The organism is Streptomyces sp. NPDC102283 (assembly GCF_044766265.1).
Taxonomy (GTDB): Bacteria; Actinomycetota; Actinomycetes; order Streptomycetales; family Streptomycetaceae; genus Streptomyces.
Genome location: NZ_JBIWLQ010000001.1, coordinates 512,461 through 530,543 on the forward strand (window position 1 = coordinate 512,461; position 18,083 = coordinate 530,543).

The 18,083-nt window shown below is 73.3% G+C and carries 13 protein-coding genes; 9 read left to right on the forward strand and 4 right to left on the reverse strand.

Annotated features, from left to right (window positions below):
- Nucleotides 1-135: 135 nt before the first annotated feature.
- Both ACIRJT_RS02550 and ACIRJT_RS02555 read right to left on the reverse strand, forming a co-directional pair.
- Complete coding sequence (locus ACIRJT_RS02550; protein WP_403903461.1) at nt 136-1,971, reverse strand: M23 family metallopeptidase; 1,836 nt, start codon at nt 1,969-1,971, stop codon at nt 136-138.
- A 205-nt stretch (nt 1,972-2,176) separates the two neighbouring features.
- Nucleotides 2,177-3,127, reverse strand: coding sequence for a lipase family alpha/beta hydrolase (locus ACIRJT_RS02555; protein ID WP_403903463.1), 951 nt, complete (start codon nt 3,125-3,127; stop codon nt 2,177-2,179).
- Nucleotides 3,128-3,479: 352 nt separating this feature from the next.
- Here ACIRJT_RS02555 and ACIRJT_RS02560 point away from each other — a divergent pair, with 352 nt between their 5' ends.
- Nucleotides 3,480-3,893 carry a cobalamin B12-binding domain-containing protein gene (locus ACIRJT_RS02560; protein ID WP_319598284.1) on the forward strand — a complete coding sequence of 138 codons (414 nt, stop codon included), beginning with the start codon at nt 3,480-3,482 and terminating at the stop codon, nt 3,891-3,893.
- A 225-nt stretch (nt 3,894-4,118) separates the two neighbouring features.
- On the opposite strand, the gene ACIRJT_RS02565 is transcribed toward ACIRJT_RS02560, so the two are convergent.
- Nucleotides 4,119-5,849, reverse strand: coding sequence for a DUF5691 domain-containing protein (locus ACIRJT_RS02565; RefSeq protein ID WP_403903465.1), 1,731 nt, complete (start codon nt 5,847-5,849; stop codon nt 4,119-4,121).
- A 275-nt stretch (nt 5,850-6,124) separates the two neighbouring features.
- A complete protein-coding gene (locus ACIRJT_RS02570) occupies nt 6,125-7,531 on the reverse strand; it encodes an SWIM zinc finger family protein (RefSeq protein WP_403903467.1) in 1,407 nt (468 codons plus the stop codon).
- Between the two features lie 154 nt (nt 7,532-7,685).
- Here ACIRJT_RS02570 and ACIRJT_RS02575 point away from each other — a divergent pair, with 154 nt between their 5' ends.
- The 8 genes from ACIRJT_RS02575 (at nt 7,686) to sucD (ending at nt 18,052) form a co-directional block, all read left to right on the forward strand.
- Nucleotides 7,686-8,150, forward strand: coding sequence for a hypothetical protein (locus tag ACIRJT_RS02575; RefSeq protein WP_403903469.1), 465 nt, complete (start codon nt 7,686-7,688; stop codon nt 8,148-8,150).
- Between the two features lie 175 nt (nt 8,151-8,325).
- On the forward strand, nt 8,326-9,450 hold the full coding sequence (locus ACIRJT_RS02580) for an AAA family ATPase (RefSeq protein WP_403903472.1): 1,125 nt from the start codon (nt 8,326-8,328) through the stop codon (nt 9,448-9,450).
- 113 nt (nt 9,451-9,563) lie between these two features.
- Nucleotides 9,564-12,008, forward strand: coding sequence for a DUF5682 family protein (locus tag ACIRJT_RS02585; protein ID WP_403904429.1), 2,445 nt, complete (start codon nt 9,564-9,566; stop codon nt 12,006-12,008).
- A complete protein-coding gene (locus ACIRJT_RS02590) occupies nt 12,005-13,369 on the forward strand; it encodes a VWA domain-containing protein (RefSeq protein ID WP_403903474.1) in 1,365 nt (454 codons plus the stop codon). The genes ACIRJT_RS02585 and ACIRJT_RS02590 overlap by 4 nt, the downstream gene beginning before the upstream one ends.
- 8 nt (nt 13,370-13,377) lie before the next feature.
- Nucleotides 13,378-14,463, forward strand: coding sequence for a hypothetical protein (locus ACIRJT_RS02595; RefSeq protein WP_403903476.1), 1,086 nt, complete (start codon nt 13,378-13,380; stop codon nt 14,461-14,463).
- A gap of 106 nt (nt 14,464-14,569) precedes the next feature.
- Complete coding sequence (locus ACIRJT_RS02600; RefSeq protein WP_403903478.1) at nt 14,570-15,574, forward strand: hypothetical protein; 1,005 nt, start codon at nt 14,570-14,572, stop codon at nt 15,572-15,574.
- 390 nt (nt 15,575-15,964) lie between these two features.
- Nucleotides 15,965-17,146 carry an ADP-forming succinate--CoA ligase subunit beta gene (sucC, locus tag ACIRJT_RS02605; RefSeq protein WP_403903480.1) on the forward strand — a complete coding sequence of 394 codons (1,182 nt, stop codon included), beginning with the start codon at nt 15,965-15,967 and terminating at the stop codon, nt 17,144-17,146.
- A 21-nt stretch (nt 17,147-17,167) separates the two neighbouring features.
- Nucleotides 17,168-18,052 (forward strand): succinate--CoA ligase subunit alpha, encoded by an 885-nt coding sequence (gene sucD / locus ACIRJT_RS02610; protein ID WP_018955930.1) that lies wholly within the window; start codon nt 17,168-17,170, stop codon nt 18,050-18,052.
- Nucleotides 18,053-18,083: the final 31 nt, after the last annotated feature.

The following is an 18,083-nucleotide window of genomic DNA, read 5'->3' on the forward strand; positions in this document are numbered from 1 at the left end:
TCCCCTTGGCCTGGGGGGTGGGTTCGTGGGCGTCCCAGTCGATGCCGGGGGTTGCATCGCGGCCCACCCGCGCGCCTGTTTGGGGGGGGGGCCCCCCCCCCCCCCCCCCGGCGCGCCCGGGCCGGTGATTCCGTCTCAGCTCGGGTCGATGCCCTTGCTGCGCAGCCACGCCAGCGGGTCGATCGCCGAGCCGCCGCCGGGCCGGACCTCGAAGTGCAGGTGCGGACCGGTGGAGTTGCCCGAGTTCCCGGAGTACGCGATGACGTCACCGGCCTTCACCGGGCCCGAGCGGATCTTGGTGCTGCTGAGGTGGCAGTACCAGGTCTCGGTGCCGTCGGCCGCGGTCACGATGGCCATGACACCGTAGGCGCTGTTCAGCTGGGTGCGCACGGTGCCATCGGTCGCGGCCATCACGGGAGTGCCGTACGAGACGGGGAAGTCGATGCCCGAGTGCACGGACATCCAGTTGACGCCCGCCTGGCCGTAGTAGGCGCTGAGCCCGTGCTGCTTGACCGGCAGGACGAACTTGGGGCGCAGCGCCTCGCGGCGTGCGGCCTCCTCCTCGCGCTTCTTCTTCTCCGCCGCCTGCCGCTCCCGCAGGTCGATGCGCTCCTGGGTGCGGCTCGCGCGCTCACGGAAGTCGTCGCTGCCCGCGGAGAGCTGCTCCAGCTGGCTGTCCAACCGGTTGTTCGCGGCGACCGGCTTGACTGTGCTGGGGTCGGCGACCGCCAGTGAGGTGGTCGTCTCCTCCTGCTTATCCTCGCCGCCGGGCATCCCGCCGACCGAGGCGGCGGCGATGCCCGCGACGCTCATCACGCAGGCGGACGGCACCGCGACGGTGAGCAGGGCGGAACGTTTGGCGGGAGTACGCCGACGGGCGCGGTTGCGGGGAGCGGGAGGGCGGACCGCGGTGCGGTTCACGGAGTACGGGGCGGGGGAGTCGTCCCCGGCGTCCGGCTCCGGCGCGGCGTCCGGTGCGAGGGCGGCGAACTCGGCGGTGGTGTGGTGGCCGGTCTCCGGCTCCCCGGCCGGAACGTCCGGTTCGGCTGCCGCCCCGGGAGCGGTCGCGTCGGCCGACTGCTGTTCGTACAGCGGGTGCGACGTCTGTTCGGGTTCGTATGCGGTGTCCCCGGGCGTGGCGCCGGAGTTCCACGCGGTGGCGTCGTAGGCGCCCGTGTCGTACGCGGCCGCGGTGTAGGCACCGGTTTCGTGGGCGCCGAGGTCGTAGGTGCCGAGGTCGTACGACCCGCTGTCGTGCGATCCGTTGCCGTGCGCCCCGAAGTCATGCGCCCCGGTGTCATGTGCGCCCGTGTCGAACGTGCCGGTGGTGAAGGCGGTGGTGGCGTACGTCCCGGTGTCGGCGGCGACGGCCGCCGTGCCGTACGCGCCGGTCGGATACGAACCGGTCTCGTAGGCGTCGGCGCCGTGGACGCCGCCGGTTCCGTACGCGGTGCCGGCCGGATACGCACCGGTGTCGTCCGGGTACGAACCGGTGTCGTAGGTGGTCGTCCCGTAGGCCCCGGTGCCGTACGCCTCCGTGGCGTACGCGGTGTCCGTGCCGTACGGGGCGGCGGGGAAGCCGGTGGTGGGGAACGCGCCGGTGTCGGCGGTCGCCCACTGGCCGGTCAGGTCCTGTTCGACGACCTGTTGCCAGGCCCCGGAGGTGTCCCACTGCTGCGGGGACTGCTCCTGGGCGGCGTAGCCGTCGTAGGCGGGCGTCTGTTGGGCACCGGTGTCGGTGTTCCACGCGGAGGCGTCGTACTGGCCGCTGTGGTCCGGCTGCCCGGTCGCGTATGTCGTGTCGTATCCGGCGCCGTAGGTGCTGTCGCCGTATCCGGCGGCGGGGTGACCCGCGGCGTAGCCGGTTTCGTGGCCGCCCGGAAGGGAGCCGAAGAGCGGGTCGGTGTCGAAGCCGCCGGTCGATCGGTCGTCGTACCCGACGTGCCCGGCGTGGGGGTGCTGGTCGTTCACCAACTTCTCTCTCGCCTCGGCAGCAGGACTGTTCTGGGTCCCGGTCAGGGGAGTCCCAGGGGGAAGCAGTGGCCGCGACTGTACCCGGCGGTATGTGAGGACGACAATCTTCGACAGGTTTTACGTTCGCAGGAAACGGGCAATCGGCCGTCTTTCGGTGGACGGCAGGCGCAGCCTTGGCCCTACGTTCGAGTGGTGTTCTATTTCAGGCCGCGGAAGTCGCTCCGGTGGAGGATCCGGTGGCGGTGGCGGTGTCCTCCGCGGTCTCCGGCGCCTCGAGAGCCTCACGGATCGCGGCGGCCACCGTCGGGTGCACGGGCAGTGCGAGGTGTCCGATGCCGGTGACGCGCACGTTCACCGCGTCGAGATCGGGATGGTCGACGCACGCGGTTCTGACGGGGACCATCACCTGGTCCAACTCGCTCCAGAAGCTCACGAACCGGGTCCGACAGCCGGGAGCGGGGCCGCGCAGTTCCTCGATCACGGAGGAACCGCCACGCATCTGACGCACGATGGGGTGAACGCCCGCCCCGGGGGCGACGGCAGTGCCCCCGTGCGGGGTTCCGAGCGTGACCAGGGTGCGCACCCGTCGGTCACCACCTAGTCGCTGTACGTAGTACCGGGCGATCAGGCCGCCCAGGCTGTGCCCGACGACGTCGACCCGGCTGTGCCCGGTGCGCGAGCAGATCTCCTCCACATGCCGCCCGAGCAGTTCGGCGGCGGTGCGGATGTCGCGTGTCAGCGGCGAGTAGTTGAGGGATTCCAGGTGGCGATGGCCGCGCCGGGTCAGTGCGCGACGCAGGACGACGAACACGGAACGGTTGTCGATGAAGCCGTGCAGCAGGACGACGGGTGGCGCGACGGTGGGTGCGACCGGCAGGGCGGTGGTCGCAGTCGCCTCGCCCCGGGCGGTGGCCGCGTGGGCGGCTGCCTCGCCCTCGTCGGGGTCGCCCTCGTCGGGACCGCCGGCGCCGGTGCTCGTCGGCGGGGCCGGCGGACGGGGCGAAGGGCGGCGCTCCGGGGTGAGGCCGAAGGGGTAGGCGATCAGGTGCCCGGCGAGGACAACCAGCTCCAGCGCGGTGGCGGCGAGCAACGCGGACGACATCCGGGGGCCCGGCAGGCGGGGCAGCGGGGGAAGGGGAGGGAGGAGCTTCACGGCCGACCTCCTGCACTGGCGTACGGGAAGGCGGCTCCCGTGCCCGCACGCCCTCACGGGGTGTCGGCACGAGGGCCGCGCGGCCGGTGGCGGCCGGGCGGCGACGGGTGCCGTACCACCGTGCCGTGCGGCTGGCGGCGCGGTGGTACGGCAACCTCGTAGCGGCTCCCCTTGCGCCGGACCCCGCGCGGCCGGAACACCGCGTGGAACGGGGGGCGACGCCTGGCGAACATGTCCCACATGTGATTTCCCCCTCCCCGCCTGCCGCGAAACAGCGCCTTGCGGGATGCTGTGGATAACGTTCGTTCACATCCCCGGCCCTTCAGGCGCGGGAGACCAGGTGGAGGCAGTGATGGGTGTGACCGGTCCGATCCGTGTGGTGGTGGCCAAGCCGGGACTCGACGGCCACGACCGCGGGGCCAAAGTCATCGCGCGGGCGTTGCGGGACGCCGGCATGGAGGTGATCTACACGGGGCTCCACCAGACCCCCGAGCAGATCGTCGACACGGCGATCCAGGAGGACGCCGACGCCATCGGCCTCTCGATCCTCTCCGGGGCGCACAACACGCTGTTCGCCAAGGTGATCGAGCTGCTGAAGGACCGGGAGGCGGAGGACATCAAGGTGTTCGGCGGCGGCATCATCCCGGAGGACGACATCGCGCCCCTGAAGGAGCTGGGCGTCGCGGAGCTGTTCACCCCGGGGGCGACGACGACCGAGATCGTCACGTGGGTCAACGCCAACGTCCGGCAGGCCGCCCAGGCCTGAACACCGACCCCGGAGCGGGCCCGCTGCGCACGGGGCCCGCGCGGGCGGCGGCGGGTCCGTCGCCGCCGCAGGCCGTCAGTCCCCGTCCTGCCTTGCCCCCCTCGCGGCGGACGGACCCAGCTCCCTGGGCGGCGTCATGACATCGGCTCTGCTGTCATGACATGGGCTTCGCCGTCAGGAACTCGGCTTCACCGTCACGACATCGGCCCCGCCTCCTTCGCGGCATCAGGCCATCAGTTCCGCCTCCATCGTGGCGCGCAGCCGCAGGGTGGAGACCAGGCGCTGGAAGGCCTCCGACCAGTAGCCGCCCGCCCCGGGCGACGCTCCCTCCTGCTCGTCCTGTGCGGCCGTCAGGACTTCCAGCCGGTCCGCCTCGGCAGGATCCAGGCAGCGTTCCGCGAGGCCCATCACTCCGCTGAAGCTCCACGGATAACTCCCGCCGTCCCGCGCGATGTCGAGAGCGTCGACCACCGCCCGACCGAGCGGCCCGGCCCAGGGGACCGTGCAGACCCCGAGCAGCTGGAACGCCTCCGAGAGGCCGTGCGCCGCTATGAACTCGGCCACCCAGGACGCGCGTTCGGACTGGTCCAGGATGGCGAGGAGCTTCGAACGCTCGGCGATCGAGGCCGTCCCGGGACCGCTCGCCGGGGGTGCCGAGGGGTGCCCGAGCAGGGCCCGGGCCCACTGCGGATTCTGCTGCCGCACGGACGCCCGGCACCAGGCGGCGTGCAGCTCGCCGGCCCAGTCGTCGGCGACGGGCAGGGCCACGATCTCCTCGGCGGACCGTCCGCCGAACCGCTCCTCCCAGACGCCCAGGGGGGTGGCCTCCACCAACTGCCCGAGCCACCACGAGCGTTCGCCTCGGCCGGTCGGCGGGACCGCTGTGACGCCGTCGCGCTGCATCGCCGCGTCGCACTCGTGCGGCGCCTCCACGGCTATGGAGGCGATGTCCCTCGTACGGTCCGGGTTCACGCAGGATGACGCGCGGGCCGCCATCCGTCCGGCGAGCGCCGACTCGGGCAGCGCTGACAGCAGCTCGGCGGCGGTGGCGCGGACGTTGCGGCTGCGGTCGGACAGGGCCTGCTCCAGGAACGGCTCGTCGTCGGCCCCGAGCCCGGATCTCAGGGAGTCCAGGAACATCAGCCGGTCCTCGGCCCGTTCGGCCGACCAGGTGGTGGCGAGCAGGGTGAGCGCGGCGGGGGGATCCTGCGCCCGTACGGCGTCGAGCAACGCGACCCGTTCCGCGAACAGTCCCTCCTCCCACAGCAGGCCCACCGCTTCCGGGTCCGTGATGTCGGGGTGGAGCGCGCCGCTCGCCCCGCCCCGCAGGGCGAACTTCCAGTCGGGATTCAGCCCGGCCAGCCACAGACCGCGCGGCCCGGCGAACGCGAGCGCCTGCGGGCGCAGGTCCGTGCGGGCGCGGGCAGCGTCCAGCAGCGGCGGCAACAGGGCCGCCGGGGCGCGGAAACCCTGCCGGTTGGCGGTGGCCAGCCACTGCGGGATCAGCTCGGTGAGGTCGGGGGCGGCCCCGCGCCGACCGCCGCCCGAGGGCGCGGCACGGTCGGCCAGCAGGTGGGCGAGCCGGTGCCTGGCGGCGTCGGGGAGCGCCGGGCGGGGATCCGGGGCGGCGGGCTCGGGCCGGGCCACCGGCACGGCCGGCAGCAGTCCGGCCCGCTGCCGCACGGTATGCAGCGCGGCGGCGTCCAGCAGGGCCGCGGGCGCATCGGCCGGCACGGAGCCGCCGCGTGGCGTCGGGGGGCGGCGGTCGGTGCCCAGGAGCGCCGAGGTGACCAACTCCTCCCAGGGGAGGCAGTCGACGGAGGCGCGAGCGGTGGCAGCGGTGCTATCGGTACCGGCGGTGGTAGCGGACGCGGCAGTGGCAGTGGCAGTGGTGATGGCGGTACCGGCGGTGACGGTATCGGCGGTGACGGCGGTGGGGCTGGTCGTGCGAGGCATCTTTCCCCTCCAGCGGCAGGAATGCGCGGATGTCGTACTGGGACGGCGGATCGGGGCGGGGAGGGACGGTACTGAGGTGGCGGCGGAGGGGCGGCGGGCAGTGAGCGGGCGGGGCGACGGGCCGGAGTTCGCGGCGGACGGACGGGCGGACGGACGAGCAGACGGCCGGGCGGGCAGGCGGACGGACGGGCGGGAAGGGGGACGGACGAGCGGGAAGGGGGACGGGCAGGCGGACGGACGGGCAGGTGGGGCGGGGCGTCGGCCGGTCGTGCGGGTCAGACCAGTTGGACGACAGAACCGCCCGTAGTGCGTCCGCCCTCCTCCGCCTCGCTCGGGTCCCAGGCCGCCAGCGGGTCGAAGCCGCGGTGGCCGATCTCGCCGAACACGGTGACCGGGCCGCCGCCGGACAGGGCGACGAGCTTCCACAGACCCGGCCGGGACAGCGCTGCCGGGGCGATCGGCACGGCGGAGTCGGCGTGCGCGTCCACGACCTGCCAGCCGTCCTTGGCCGGCACGGGTATGACGTCGCGCAGGGTGACCGGCCAGGCGTCCAGCCAGGGGTCCTCCCGCAGGGCTTCGCCGTAGACGGCCGGCGCGGCCGCCGCGGCGATTCCCGGTGGAGGCCCGGCCGGGGCCAAGGCGCCGAACTGCTCGCCCAGATCCGCACGGAGCTGCCCGCCGCCCGGATACGGCGTCAGCTCGGCATCGACCGTCGCGCCCACCGGCAGCGCCTGCGCCGGGGCCCGGCCCGCCGCGCCGAACGAGAGCAGCAGAGCCGTACGGCCCGACTCCCGCCCGTACAGCCAGATCCGACGGGCGACGATCTTGCCGTCCGGGGTGTCGTACTGCGCGAGGACCAGCCAGTGGTCGCGGACCGGGGGGCCCTCGGCGGACACGGGCAGCCCCATTCTCGTGCGCACGGTCGCGGCCAGCGGGTCCGGCAGCCGCTGCCGGCCGAGCCAGGCCGTGTCCAGCAGGTGGAGCAGAGCGCACTCCTCCAGCAGGCGGACCGGCCAGCCCGGACCGGATCCGCTGATCGCGCCCAGCTCCCTCACGCGGGCCGCGAGCCCGGGGGCCTGGGCGTCGACCATGCGGGCGGCGGTCTCCTCCCACAGGCCGTACCCCGAGCGGTCGGTCGCGGCGAGTCCGCCGCGCAGCAGGTCGGCCAGTCGCTGTTCCAGCTCCTGTGCCCCGCCCGTGACGCGCTCGGCACGGCGCTCCGCCCGCTTCCTGGCGGCAGCGGTGTCGGCGGGGCCCCGCGCGGTGTCGCCGCCCGCGGCGGGCCCGCCCTTCTGCACCGCGCGTCCATGCCGGGCCTCGATCCACGCCACGGCCCAGTCGGCAGGCTCGCCCGGCCGGAACGCGGCGTCGTCGGACGCCCGGAGCAGCAACAGACCCAGTGCGTGCTTGCACGGGAACTTCCGGCTCGGGCAACTGCAGGAGTAGGCGGGGCCGGTGGTGTCGACCACCGTCCGGTACGGCGTGCTCCCGCTCCCCTTGCACAGGCCCCACAGCGCGCCCGCGGCATCGCGGCCCGTGCCCGTCCACGGGCCGACCGCGCCGAGCCGCGTACCCGCCTTGCGTGAAGCGTCGTCAGGAGCCAGCGCCAGCACCTGTTCCACCGACCAGCGCGCCACCGGTCCACCGGTGGGCGAGGGCTCTCCCCCGTGAGATAGCAGCATGTCCCCGACGGTAGGGGGCACCACTGACAATCCCCTCCGACCTGCGAAGCAGCCGTCCCGACCGGGATTTGACTTTGCCATTCCCTTGCGTTTCTCTGCGATCTCCGCGTACGGAACAGATCCGTGCCCGGTCCGATCCAGGGGGGATCCCGGAATGAACCGCACCATCCGCACCGCACGCACCACCAGAACCACCCGCCCCGTAGGCGCCGCTGCCCACGCCCTCGCCGTCGCCGGTCTCGTGCTCGGTCTCGGCGCCTGCTCGGCCGAGTCGGTCGACGAGGCGGTCGGGAAGGCGGTCGACACGACCGTGGACGAGAAGTACGAGGTCACGTACGAGGTCACCGGCAAGAGCGTCGACGAGATCACGTACCACGGGGGTGGCGGGGAGGCCATGGAGCCCAAGCTGGAGACCGTCACCTCGCCGACCCTGCCGTGGAAGAAGACCGTCGAGCTGCGCGGCATCATGCCGCCCGCCGTCATGCCGATGGCCCTGGACGCGGGCGGCGCCGACGTCACCTGCACCATCACGTACAAGGGCAAGGTCATCAAGGAGGCGAAGGGGGAGGGCATGCTCACGGCAGGCGGCTGCGTCGCGGTATCGCCGATCGTGGGCTGACCGGCTGACCGGCTGACCGGCTGAGCGGGGCTCGGCTGAGCGGGGCTCGGCGGGGGGCGGCCGGGCCCGGTCCCGCGAGCCGACGGACGGGTCCTGACCTGGGGTCAGGGCCCGTTGTCAGTGGCATGGTGCACGGTGGGAACCACATCAGGTCGACCGATCTGGAGGGGGACCCATGACCGTGTCCGAAACCATCGCCGCCGTCGCACCGGAGGCGGGCGCCGAGGTGCTGCGCCCGCACGCCGAGGACGCGTTCGCCGACGAGCTGAAGGCGCTCGAAGCCGCCGACGACCGCCCGAGGCCCGCCCGTTGGCGGCTCTCGCCCTGGGCCGTCGCCACCTATCTGCAGGGCGGGACCCTGCCGGACGGCACCGTGATCACACCGAAGTACGTGGGCCCGCGCCGCCTGGTCGAGGTGGCCGTGACCACGCTTGCCACCGACCGGGCCCTGCTCCTGCTGGGCGTCCCCGGCACGGCCAAGACCTGGGTGTCCGAGCATCTCGCCGCCGCCGTCAGCGGTGACTCGACGCTGCTCGTGCAGGGCACGGCGGGGACGCCCGAGGAAGCCGTCCGCTACGGGTGGAACTACGCTCAGCTGCTCGCCCACGGCCCCAGCCGCGACGCCCTGGTGCCCAGTCCGCTGATGCGGGCGATGTCCGAAGGCATGACCGCCCGGGTCGAGGAGTTGACCCGCATCCCGGCCGACGTGCAGGACTCGCTCATCACGATCCTGTCCGAGAAGACGCTTCCCGTTCCCGAGCTGGGACAGGAGGTCCAGGCCGTCCGCGGCTTCAATCTCATCGCCACGGCCAACGACCGGGACCGCGGCGTCAACGAGCTGTCCAGCGCGCTGCGCCGCCGGTTCAACACCGTCGTGCTGCCCCTGCCCGCCACCCCGGAGGCCGAGGTCGACATCGTGTCCCGGCGGGTCGACCAGATCGGCCGCTCGCTCGACCTGCCCGCGGCGCCGGAGGGCCTGACCGAGATCCGGCGCGTGGTGACGGTCTTCCGCGAACTGCGCGACGGGGTGACCACCGACGGGCGCACCAAGCTCAAGTCACCTTCCGGCACACTCTCCACCGCGGAGGCGATCTCCGTCGTCACGAACGGTCTCGCGCTCGCCGCCCACTTCGGCGACGGCGTCCTGCGCCCCGGCGACGTCGCGGCCGGCATCCTCGGCGCGGTCGTCCGGGACCCGGCGGCGGACCGGGTGGTCTGGCAGGAGTATCTGGAGACCGTGGTCCGCGAGCGGGACGGCTGGAAGGACTTCTACCGCGCCTGCCGCGAGGTATCCGCATGACGAGCCCCGCCGGGACGACGAGCCCCGCCGGGACGACGAGCCCCGCCGGGATGGCAGCGGCGACCGGGGCAGCGGCCACGATCCGGACAGCGGCTGGGACCGGGACGGCCCCGATGACCGGCACCGTGACGGCGGCTACGACGGGCGGAGCCGCCAGGCCGGGGTCCCGCGCGGCTGCCGGGCCCTGGCTCCTGGGGGTGCGGCACCACGGCCCCGGGTCGGCCCGCGCGGTCCTCGCCGCGCTCACGGCGGCCCACCCGGCCGCTGTCCTCATCGAAGGACCGCCCGAGGGCGACGCGCTGCTGGCCCTCGCCGCCGACCCGCGGATGCGTCCCCCCGTCGCACTGCTCGCGCACGCCGTGGACGACCCGGGGCTTGCCTCCTTCTGGCCGATGGCCGCGTTCTCGCCCGAGTGGGTGGCCATCCGCTGGGCTCTCGACCACGACGTCCCGGTCCGCTTCATCGATCTGCCCGCCGCCCACTCCCTCGCGCTCAAGGAACCCGCGCCGGGCGTGGGGAGCGAGGAGGCGGCGGCGGGTGAGGGGGCCGGGGAAGAGGCCACACCGGTCGTCGACCCGATCCGGGTGCTCGCCGAGACCGCCGGATACGACGACCCCGAACGCTGGTGGGAGGACGTCGTCGAGCACCGTTCACCCACCGGCGCGACGCCCACCGGCGGCTCATCCGGAACCACGGTGGACGAGAGCGACGGGGGCGACGAGAGCGACGGGGGCGACGCGCTCGCGCCGTTCGTCGCGCTGGCGGAAGCCATGAGCGCGCTGCGCGAGGCGTACGGCGACGGCGGACAGCCCCGGGACGCGGTGCGCGAGGCATACATGCGGATCCAGCTCCGTACCGCTCGCAAGGAGTTCGGTGACGGCGTCGCCGTCGTGTGCGGCGCCTGGCACGTTCCGGCCCTCGCGGCGCGGACCACTCTCGCCGCCGACCGCGCCCTGCTCAAGGGCCTCCCGAAGGTCAAGGCCGACCTGACCTGGGTGCCGTGGACCCACCGCCGGCTCGCCCGGCACAGCGGATACGGCGCGGGGATCGACTCGCCGGGCTGGTACGGGCACCTCTTCGACGCCGCCGACCGGCCGATCGAGCGTTGGATGATCAAGGTCGCCGGACTGCTGCGCGAGGAGGGCTGGTTCGTCTCCACCGCCCACGTCATCGAGGCCGTCCGGCTCGCCGAGACCCTCGCCGCCCTCCGCGGCCGCCCGCTGGCCGGGCAGGGTGAGACGACCGACGCGGTGCGGGCCGTCATGTGCGAGGGGTCCGATATCCCGCTCGCCCTCGTCCGGGATCGGCTGATCGTCGGCGAGACCCTCGGCGAGGTGCCGGACGCGGCCCCGGCCGTCCCGCTGCAACGGGACCTGACCCGCAGCCAGCGCACCCTCCGGCTCAAGCCGGAGGCGTCGGAACGCGAGGTGGACCTCGACCTGCGCAAGGAGACCGACGCCGCCCGCAGCCGCCTCCTGCACCGGCTGCGCCTCCTCGGCGTCGGCTGGGGCGACCCGGTCGCGGGCCGGGGCAGCACCGGCACCTTCCGGGAGAGCTGGCGGCTGAGCTGGGAACCGGAGCTGCACGTCCGGGTCGCGGAGGCGGGTGTGTGGGGCACCACCGTCCTCACCGCCGCCACCGCGAAGGCCGAGTCGGGGGCCGTGGCGGCGAGCGCGCTGGCCGACGTCACCGCACTCGCCGAACACTGCCTCCTGGCCGGGCTGCCCGACGCGCTGCCCGTCGTGATGAAGGCCCTCGCCGACCGGGCCGCACTCGACGCGGACGTCGGCCACCTAGCGGACGCGCTGCCCGCCCTGGCCCGCTCCCTGCGGTACGGGGACGTGCGCTCCACGGGCACGGCGGCGCTCGCGGAGGTCGCCGCCGGACTCGCCGAGCGGATCTGTGTCGGCCTTCCGCCTGCCTGCACCGGCCTCGACGGGGACGGGGCCGAGGCGCTGCGCCGTCAGATCGAGGCCGTGCACGGCGCGATCGGGCTCCTGCTCGCCGGAGCGGCCCCGGCCGAAGGGCTGCGGGAGCGCTGGGACGCCGTCCTGCGCAAGCTGGCGGCCCGGGACACGGTCGCCGGGATCATCCGGGGCCGGGCCACTCGGCTGCTCCTGGACGAGGGGCGGCTGGCGGAGGACGAGGCGGCCCGCCTGATGGGCCTGGCGCTCTCGCCCGGAACCCCGCCCGCCGACGCCGCCGCCTGGATCGAGGGGTTCGTCGGCGGTGCGTCGGGGGGCGGCATGCTGCTGGTCCATGACGAGCGGCTGCTCGGGCTCGTCGACGCCTGGTTGACGGGTGTCCCTGGCGAGATGTTCACCGATGTGCTGCCGCTCCTGCGCCGCACGTTCTCCGCGTACGAACCGGGCGTACGGCGCACTCTGGGCGAGCTGGTCCGGCGCGGGCCTGTGCCCGAGGGCACCCGCCGGGACGACGCAGGCCGGGCGACCGGGGGCTTCGGACCCGGCCTGGACCTGGCCAGGGCCGACGCGGTGGAGTCGGTGCTGCGCCTGCTGATCGGCCGCCGGTCGGAGCCCGAGGAGGCGGCCGGATGACGACGACCACGACGGACCCGTCCACGACCGATCCGTCCACGACGGACCCGGGTGCGTCGGGCTCGACAGGGGAGACGGACCTGGGCACGACGGACCCGACAGGGGAGACGGAGACGATGGAACGGACGACGGCACAGGCCTCGGGGACCGCGCGCCCCACCGCCCCGCACTTGCCCGACGCCGAACGGCTGCGGCGCTGGCGGATGGTGCTCGGCGCGGACAGCGCCGACAGCACCGGGCGCACCCTCACCGGTCAGGACGCGGCCATGGACGGTGCGTTGGACGCGCTGTACGGCGGGGGCGCGGGGAAGAAGCCCGGCGGCCGGGGCTCCGGTGGCCGTTCGGCGGGCCTCGGCGCGTCGGCGCCCTCCGTCGCCCGCTGGCTCGGCGACATCCGGACCTATTTCCCCAGCTCCGTGGTCCAGGTCATGCAGCGCGACGCGATCGACCGGCTCGGCCTGGCGGCCCTGCTCCTCGAACCGGAGATGCTGGAGGCCGTCGAGGCGGACGTCCACCTCGTCGGCACCCTGCTCTCCCTCAACAAGGCGATGCCCGAGGCGACGAAGGAGACCGCACGCGCTGTGGTCCGCAAGGTCGTCGAGGACCTGGAGAAGCGGCTGGAGAGCCGCACCAGAGCCACCCTGGCCGGCGCCCTGGACCGCTCGGCGCGCGTCAGTCGGCCCCGCCACCGGGACATCGACTGGAACCGCACCATCCGGGCCAACCTCAAGAACTACCTCCCCGTCCCGGGGGCCGACGGCGCGCAGCCGACGGGCACGATCGTCCCCGAGCGCCTCATCGGCTACGGGCGCGCCTCCCGGTCCGCCAAGAAGGACATCGTCCTGTGCATCGACCAGTCGGGCTCGATGGCCGCTTCGGTCGTCTACGCCTCGGTCTTCGGGGCGGTCCTCGCCTCCATGCGCACCGTCTCGACCCGGCTCGTCGTCTTCGACACGGCGGTCGTCGACCTCACGGACCAGCTCGACGACCCGGTCGACGTCCTCTTCGGCACCCAGCTCGGCGGCGGCACCGACATCAACCGGGCGCTCGCCTATTGCCAGTCGAAGATCACCCGCCCCGCTGACACCGTCGTCGTCCTCATCAGCGACCTCTACGAGGGCGGCATACGCGACGAGATGCTCAAGCGGGTCGCCGCGATGAAGGCCTCCGGCGTGCAGTTCGTGGCGCTGCTCGCGCTCTCCGACGAGGGCGCGCCCGTGTACGACCACGAGCACGCGGCGGCGCTCGGGGCGCTGGGCGCACCTGCGTTCGCCTGTACGCCGGATCTCTTCCCGGACGTCATGGCGGCGGCGATCGAGAAGAGGCCACTGCCCATACCGGACAAGGAGGCCCAAGAATAGCCAGCGAGGTGACCGCGACCGCCGCTGCCCGCGCGGCCGTCGACCCGCGCCCGGCGCGGGGTACGGCGGGGCGTCGCGCGGTACAGGTGGTGCTGTTCCTCGGCGGGATGCTGGCCCTGGGCCTCCTCGTGGGCGGACGCGCGGGAGCGCCCCGACCCGGGCCTGCTCGCCGTCTCCGCGGCGGACCCGCGTCGGAAGGCGCGGTCACCGAGGCCGCCGCACGCACGGCAGTCGAGTCTTCGGCCCGGCGGGTCTCGGAGCGGGAAGCGGAGCCCGTCGCCCGGCCGGTGGTCCAGCCAGTGGTCGAGCAGATCGACCGGGCCGCTCGACAACAGGCCGCTCGGCACCAGGTCGCTCGGCACCAGACCGCACAGCAGCGGGCCGTACGGGAAGCCCCTGCGGAACCCGTTGTGGAATGCGCCGCGGAACTGACCGCCGAACCCGCAGCCCCCGCAGACGCCCTTGCCTCCACTCCTTCCACGACACCCGCCGCTTCCACGACTTCCACTGCTCCCACCGCTCCCAGGCCCGCTCGCATCCGCGACGCCGTGGTCGCGGGTGCGGGAGACACCGTGGACCGGGTCGCCGGGGTGGTGCGGCCGTTGGTGCCGTCCCTGCCGGGGCTTCCCCCGCTCTTCTCCTTGCTCCCCTTGCCGAGTGTGCCCGGCGGCGAGCCGGACGTACCCGGTGCTCCGTCACCTTCCGTGCCGAACACCGGCCGTGGCGCCGGGACCGGCCCGGGGGCGCCGGGCGATGCCGGGGCGGATGTCGCTGCCGAGCCTGCGGTCGGCCATGACCGAGGCAGGGGAACACCGGCCTCCGCGTCGGCCGTGCCGGACGGCCCCGGAGCGCCGGACGCCGGGCACGCACAGGTCTCCGAGCCCATGCCGGCGCCGGCCCGCACGCCGTTCGGCCCCTGTAGCGAACTCGTGCGTACGGCGGTGGCCGATGTCCAGGGGCCGCGCGGCGGCGACCTGCACGCGGTCCGGGCCCCGGGGGGTCCGTACACCGCGCTCGTCCGGGGAGCGGGCCTCCCCGCGACCGCCTCCCCGGCGCCCGGCAGATCCGGCGAGATCCTCGAATTCCCCGGCTAGGGCAGGCCGTTCCCCCGCCTCGACCTGCCGCGCGGGGGCGGAACAGGTCTGCCCGCGTCCGGAGCTCTCCGGACTGCCGAACATCTTCGAAGGATCTGACACACCCATGCACAAGAACATGCGCCGATCCATAGCCGTCGCCGCCACCGCCACCGGTATGTGGGCGCTCGGCACCGCTGCGGCGAGCGCGGACGAACTGCCTGTGTCCGTACCGCTCTCCACCCCGGACCTGGCGGCCGAGGCCCCCGACGTGACGGAGACCGTCAAGGACGTCACCGACGCCAAGGGACTCAGGGAGCCCACGCGCATCGACGGCATCGACGGCATCGATGGCGTCAAGGACACGCTGACGGAGGTCGGGAGCAAGGCCGCCGGTGCGGCCGACGTACGGGACGGCCTCCCGTCGGACGGGCTCCCGTCACAGGTGCGCGCGCAGCAGGTCCCGCAGGTCCCGAAGGCCCCGGAGGTCCCGGACCTCGGCGACGTACAGCAGGCGCCCGGGGCCGTGCGGCTTCCCGCTGCGCCGGTAGTCGACGAGATCGACTACCTCTTCGGGCCGATCGAGATCCCCGGCTACGCGCAGAACGAGGCGCCTGCCGCCGTCCGGGGGGCGCTGGCGGAGGCCGGAGCCGTGGTCGGGCAGACCTCCGACTCCGTGCTGCCGCCGCTCGCTGCGGGTGCGGTCGGCGCCGCCGTCCCGGTCGTCGGGCAGGCGGTCGGCGACGTCGGCACGCTCGCCCGGGGAGTCGTCGGTGAGGTCGCGCCGTTCGCCCGGGGAATCGTCGGCGACGCCGCCGCGCCGTTCGTCCAGGGCGTCACGACCGAGGTCCAGCCGCTGGCGGCGGGCGTCACGGGTGCTGCCGTGCCGTTCGCCGAGGGGCTGACCGGCGACGCGGTCGCGCCGTTCGCCCAGGGGGTCGCCACCCGGGCGCAGCCGCTGGCCGAGGGCGTCGGGGCGCAGACCCGGCCGTTCGCGGGCGGTCTGGCGGACACGGTCCGCGAGGACGCCCGTCCCGTCGTCGCTCATGCGGGCGCCGGTGTCCAGGAGGCCACCTCGGTCGCCCCGTCCTTCGCCCCGTCCTTCGCGACGGACGCGCTGCCCACGCTCTAGAGGAGCGAAGCGCTCACGCGTTGAGCCGGGCGCGGTGCTCGCGCCCTCAGCCGGACGGACCGCGCAGGCTGAGAGGCGGCGCGGTTCACCGCATCGGAGTACCCGGTCCCAGGGGACCCGGGCCGGGTACTCCGGGCCCGGTCAGCCTCCTCCGGCTCCCGGCGATCCCCGCCCGGGAGCCGGAGGGGCCACCCTCTGTGACCGTTATCACCGCTCAGGTGTGATCTGCGATTTAGGGTCACACCGAGCGCGGGGATAACCTGCCGGATGGACATGCCGCGTACTCGGACACCGTGTACGCCTCCCTAGTGACAGCGCAGTCACGTTGCCCATCGCGGCACGCCCACGCAGAAGAACGAACCGCGATACCACTAAAAGGGACGGACGCGCGTGGACCTGTTCGAGTACCAGGCGAGGGACCTCTTCGCCAAGCACGGTGTACCGGTGCTGGCCGGTGAAGTCATCGACACGCCTGAGGCAGCCCGCGAGGCGACCGAGAAGCTGGGCGGCAAGTCTGTCGTCAAGGCGCAGGTGAAGGTCGGCGGCCGCGGCAAGGCCGGCGGCGTCAAGCTGGCGGCCGACCCCGACGAGGCGGTCGCCCGGGCGACCGACATTCTCGGCATGGACATCAAGGGCCACACGGTCCACAAGGTGATGATCGCCGAGCTGTCGCCGGAGATCGAGGCGGAGTACTACGTCTCGTACCTCCTCGACCGCACCAACCGCACCTTCCTGGCCATGGCCTCGGTGCAGGGCGGCATGGACATCGAGGAGGTCGCGGAGAAGACCCCCGAGGCCCTCGCGAAGGTCCCGGTCAACGCCGTCGACGGGGTCGACATCGTCAAGGCCCGCGAGATCGTGGCCCAGGCGAAGTTCCCGGACGACGTGGCCGAGGGTGTCGCCGAGGCCATGGTGACCCTGTGGGACACCTTCGTCGCCGAGGACGCCCTCCTCGTCGAGGTCAACCCGCTGGTCAAGACCAAGGACGGCCGGATCCTGGCCCTGGACGGCAAGGTGTCTCTCGACGAGAACGCCGACTTCCGTCAGCCGGATCACGAGGCGCTCGAGGACAAGGCCGCAGCCAACCCGCTCGAGGCTGCCGCCAAGGCCAAGAACCTCAACTACGTCAAGCTCGACGGCGAGGTCGGCATCATCGGCAACGGTGCCGGTCTGGTCATGTCGACCCTGGACGTCGTCGCGTACGCCGGTGAGAACCACGGCAACGTGAAGCCCGCCAACTTCCTCGACATCGGTGGCGGCGCCTCCGCAGAGGTCATGGCGAACGGCCTGGAGATCATCCTCGGCGACCCGGACGTCAAGTCCGTCTTCGTCAACGTCTTCGGTGGCATCACCGCCTGCGACGAGGTCGCCAACGGCATCGTGCAGGCGCTCGCGCTGCTGGAGTCCAAGGGCGAGAAGGTCGAGAAGCCGCTGGTCGTGCGTCTCGACGGCAACAACGCGGAGCTGGGTCGCAAGATCCTTTCCGACGCCAACCACCCGCTCGTGCAGCGCGTGGACACCATGGACGGCGCGGCCGACAAGGCCGCCGAGCTCGCCGCGGCTGCGAAGTAAGGAAGAGGGACTCAGACCACCATGGCTATCTTCCTCACCAAGGACAGCAAGGTCATCGTCCAGGGGATGACCGGCGCGACGGGCATGAAGCACACCAAGCTCATGCTCGCCGACGGCACCAACATCGTCGGCGGCGTGAACCCGCGCAAGGCCGGCACCTCCGTCGACTTCGACGGCACCGAGGTACCGGTCTTCGGCTCCGTCGCCGAGGCGATGGAGAAGACCGGCGCGAACGTGTCCGTCCTCTTCGTGCCGCCGGCCTTCTCGAAGGCCGCCGTCGTCGAGGCGATCGACGCCGAGATCCCGCTCGCCGTCGTGATCACCGAGGGCATCGCCGTCCACGACTCGGCCGCCTTCTGGGCGTACGCCGGCGCGAAGGGCAACAAGACCCGGATCATCGGTCCGAACTGCCCGGGTCTCATCACCCCCGGCCAGTCCAATGCCGGCATCATCCCGGGCGACATCACCAAGCCCGGCCGCATCGGTCTCGTGTCGAAGTCCGGCACGTTGACCTACCAGATGATGTACGAGCTCCGTGACATCGGCTTCTCCTCCGCCGTCGGCATCGGTGGCGACCCGGTCATCGGCACCACGCACATCGACGCCCTCGCGGCGTTCGAGGCGGACCCGGAGACCGACCTCATCGTGATGATCGGCGAGATCGGCGGCGACGCCGAGGAGCGTGCCGCCGACTTCATCGCGAAGAACGTCACGAAGCCGGTCGTCGGTTACGTCGCGGGCTTCACCGCCCCGGAGGGCAAGACCATGGGCCACGCCGGCGCCATCGTCTCCGGCTCCTCGGGCACCGCCCAGGCGAAGAAGGAGGCCCTTGAGGCCGCCGGCGTCAAGGTCGGCAAGACGCCGACCGAGACCGCCAAGCTGGCGCGCGAGATCCTCGGCGCCTGACGCGTTCGGTCCGGCAGCAGAGACACGCTGC

Bases quoted from the DNA above. Each gene is read 5' to 3' on its own strand.
- ACIRJT_RS02560 (WP_319598284.1), top strand. From the start codon at position 3,480: ATGGGTGTGACCGGTCCGATCCGTGTGGTGGTGGCCAAGCCGGGACTC.
- ACIRJT_RS02565 (WP_403903465.1), bottom strand. From the start codon at position 5,849: ATGCCTCGCACGACCAGCCCCACCGCCGTCACCGCCGATACCGTCACC.
- ACIRJT_RS02570 (WP_403903467.1), bottom strand. From the start codon at position 7,531: ATGCTGCTATCTCACGGGGGAGAGCCCTCGCCCACCGGTGGACCGGTG.
- ACIRJT_RS02575 (WP_403903469.1), top strand. From the start codon at position 7,686: ATGAACCGCACCATCCGCACCGCACGCACCACCAGAACCACCCGCCCC.
- ACIRJT_RS02580 (WP_403903472.1), top strand. From the start codon at position 8,326: ATGACCGTGTCCGAAACCATCGCCGCCGTCGCACCGGAGGCGGGCGCC.
- ACIRJT_RS02585 (WP_403904429.1), top strand. From the start codon at position 9,564: ATGACCGGCACCGTGACGGCGGCTACGACGGGCGGAGCCGCCAGGCCG.
- ACIRJT_RS02590 (WP_403903474.1), top strand. From the start codon at position 12,005: ATGACGACGACCACGACGGACCCGTCCACGACCGATCCGTCCACGACG.
- ACIRJT_RS02600 (WP_403903478.1), top strand. From the start codon at position 14,570: ATGCACAAGAACATGCGCCGATCCATAGCCGTCGCCGCCACCGCCACC.
- sucD (WP_018955930.1), top strand. From the start codon at position 17,168: ATGGCTATCTTCCTCACCAAGGACAGCAAGGTCATCGTCCAGGGGATG.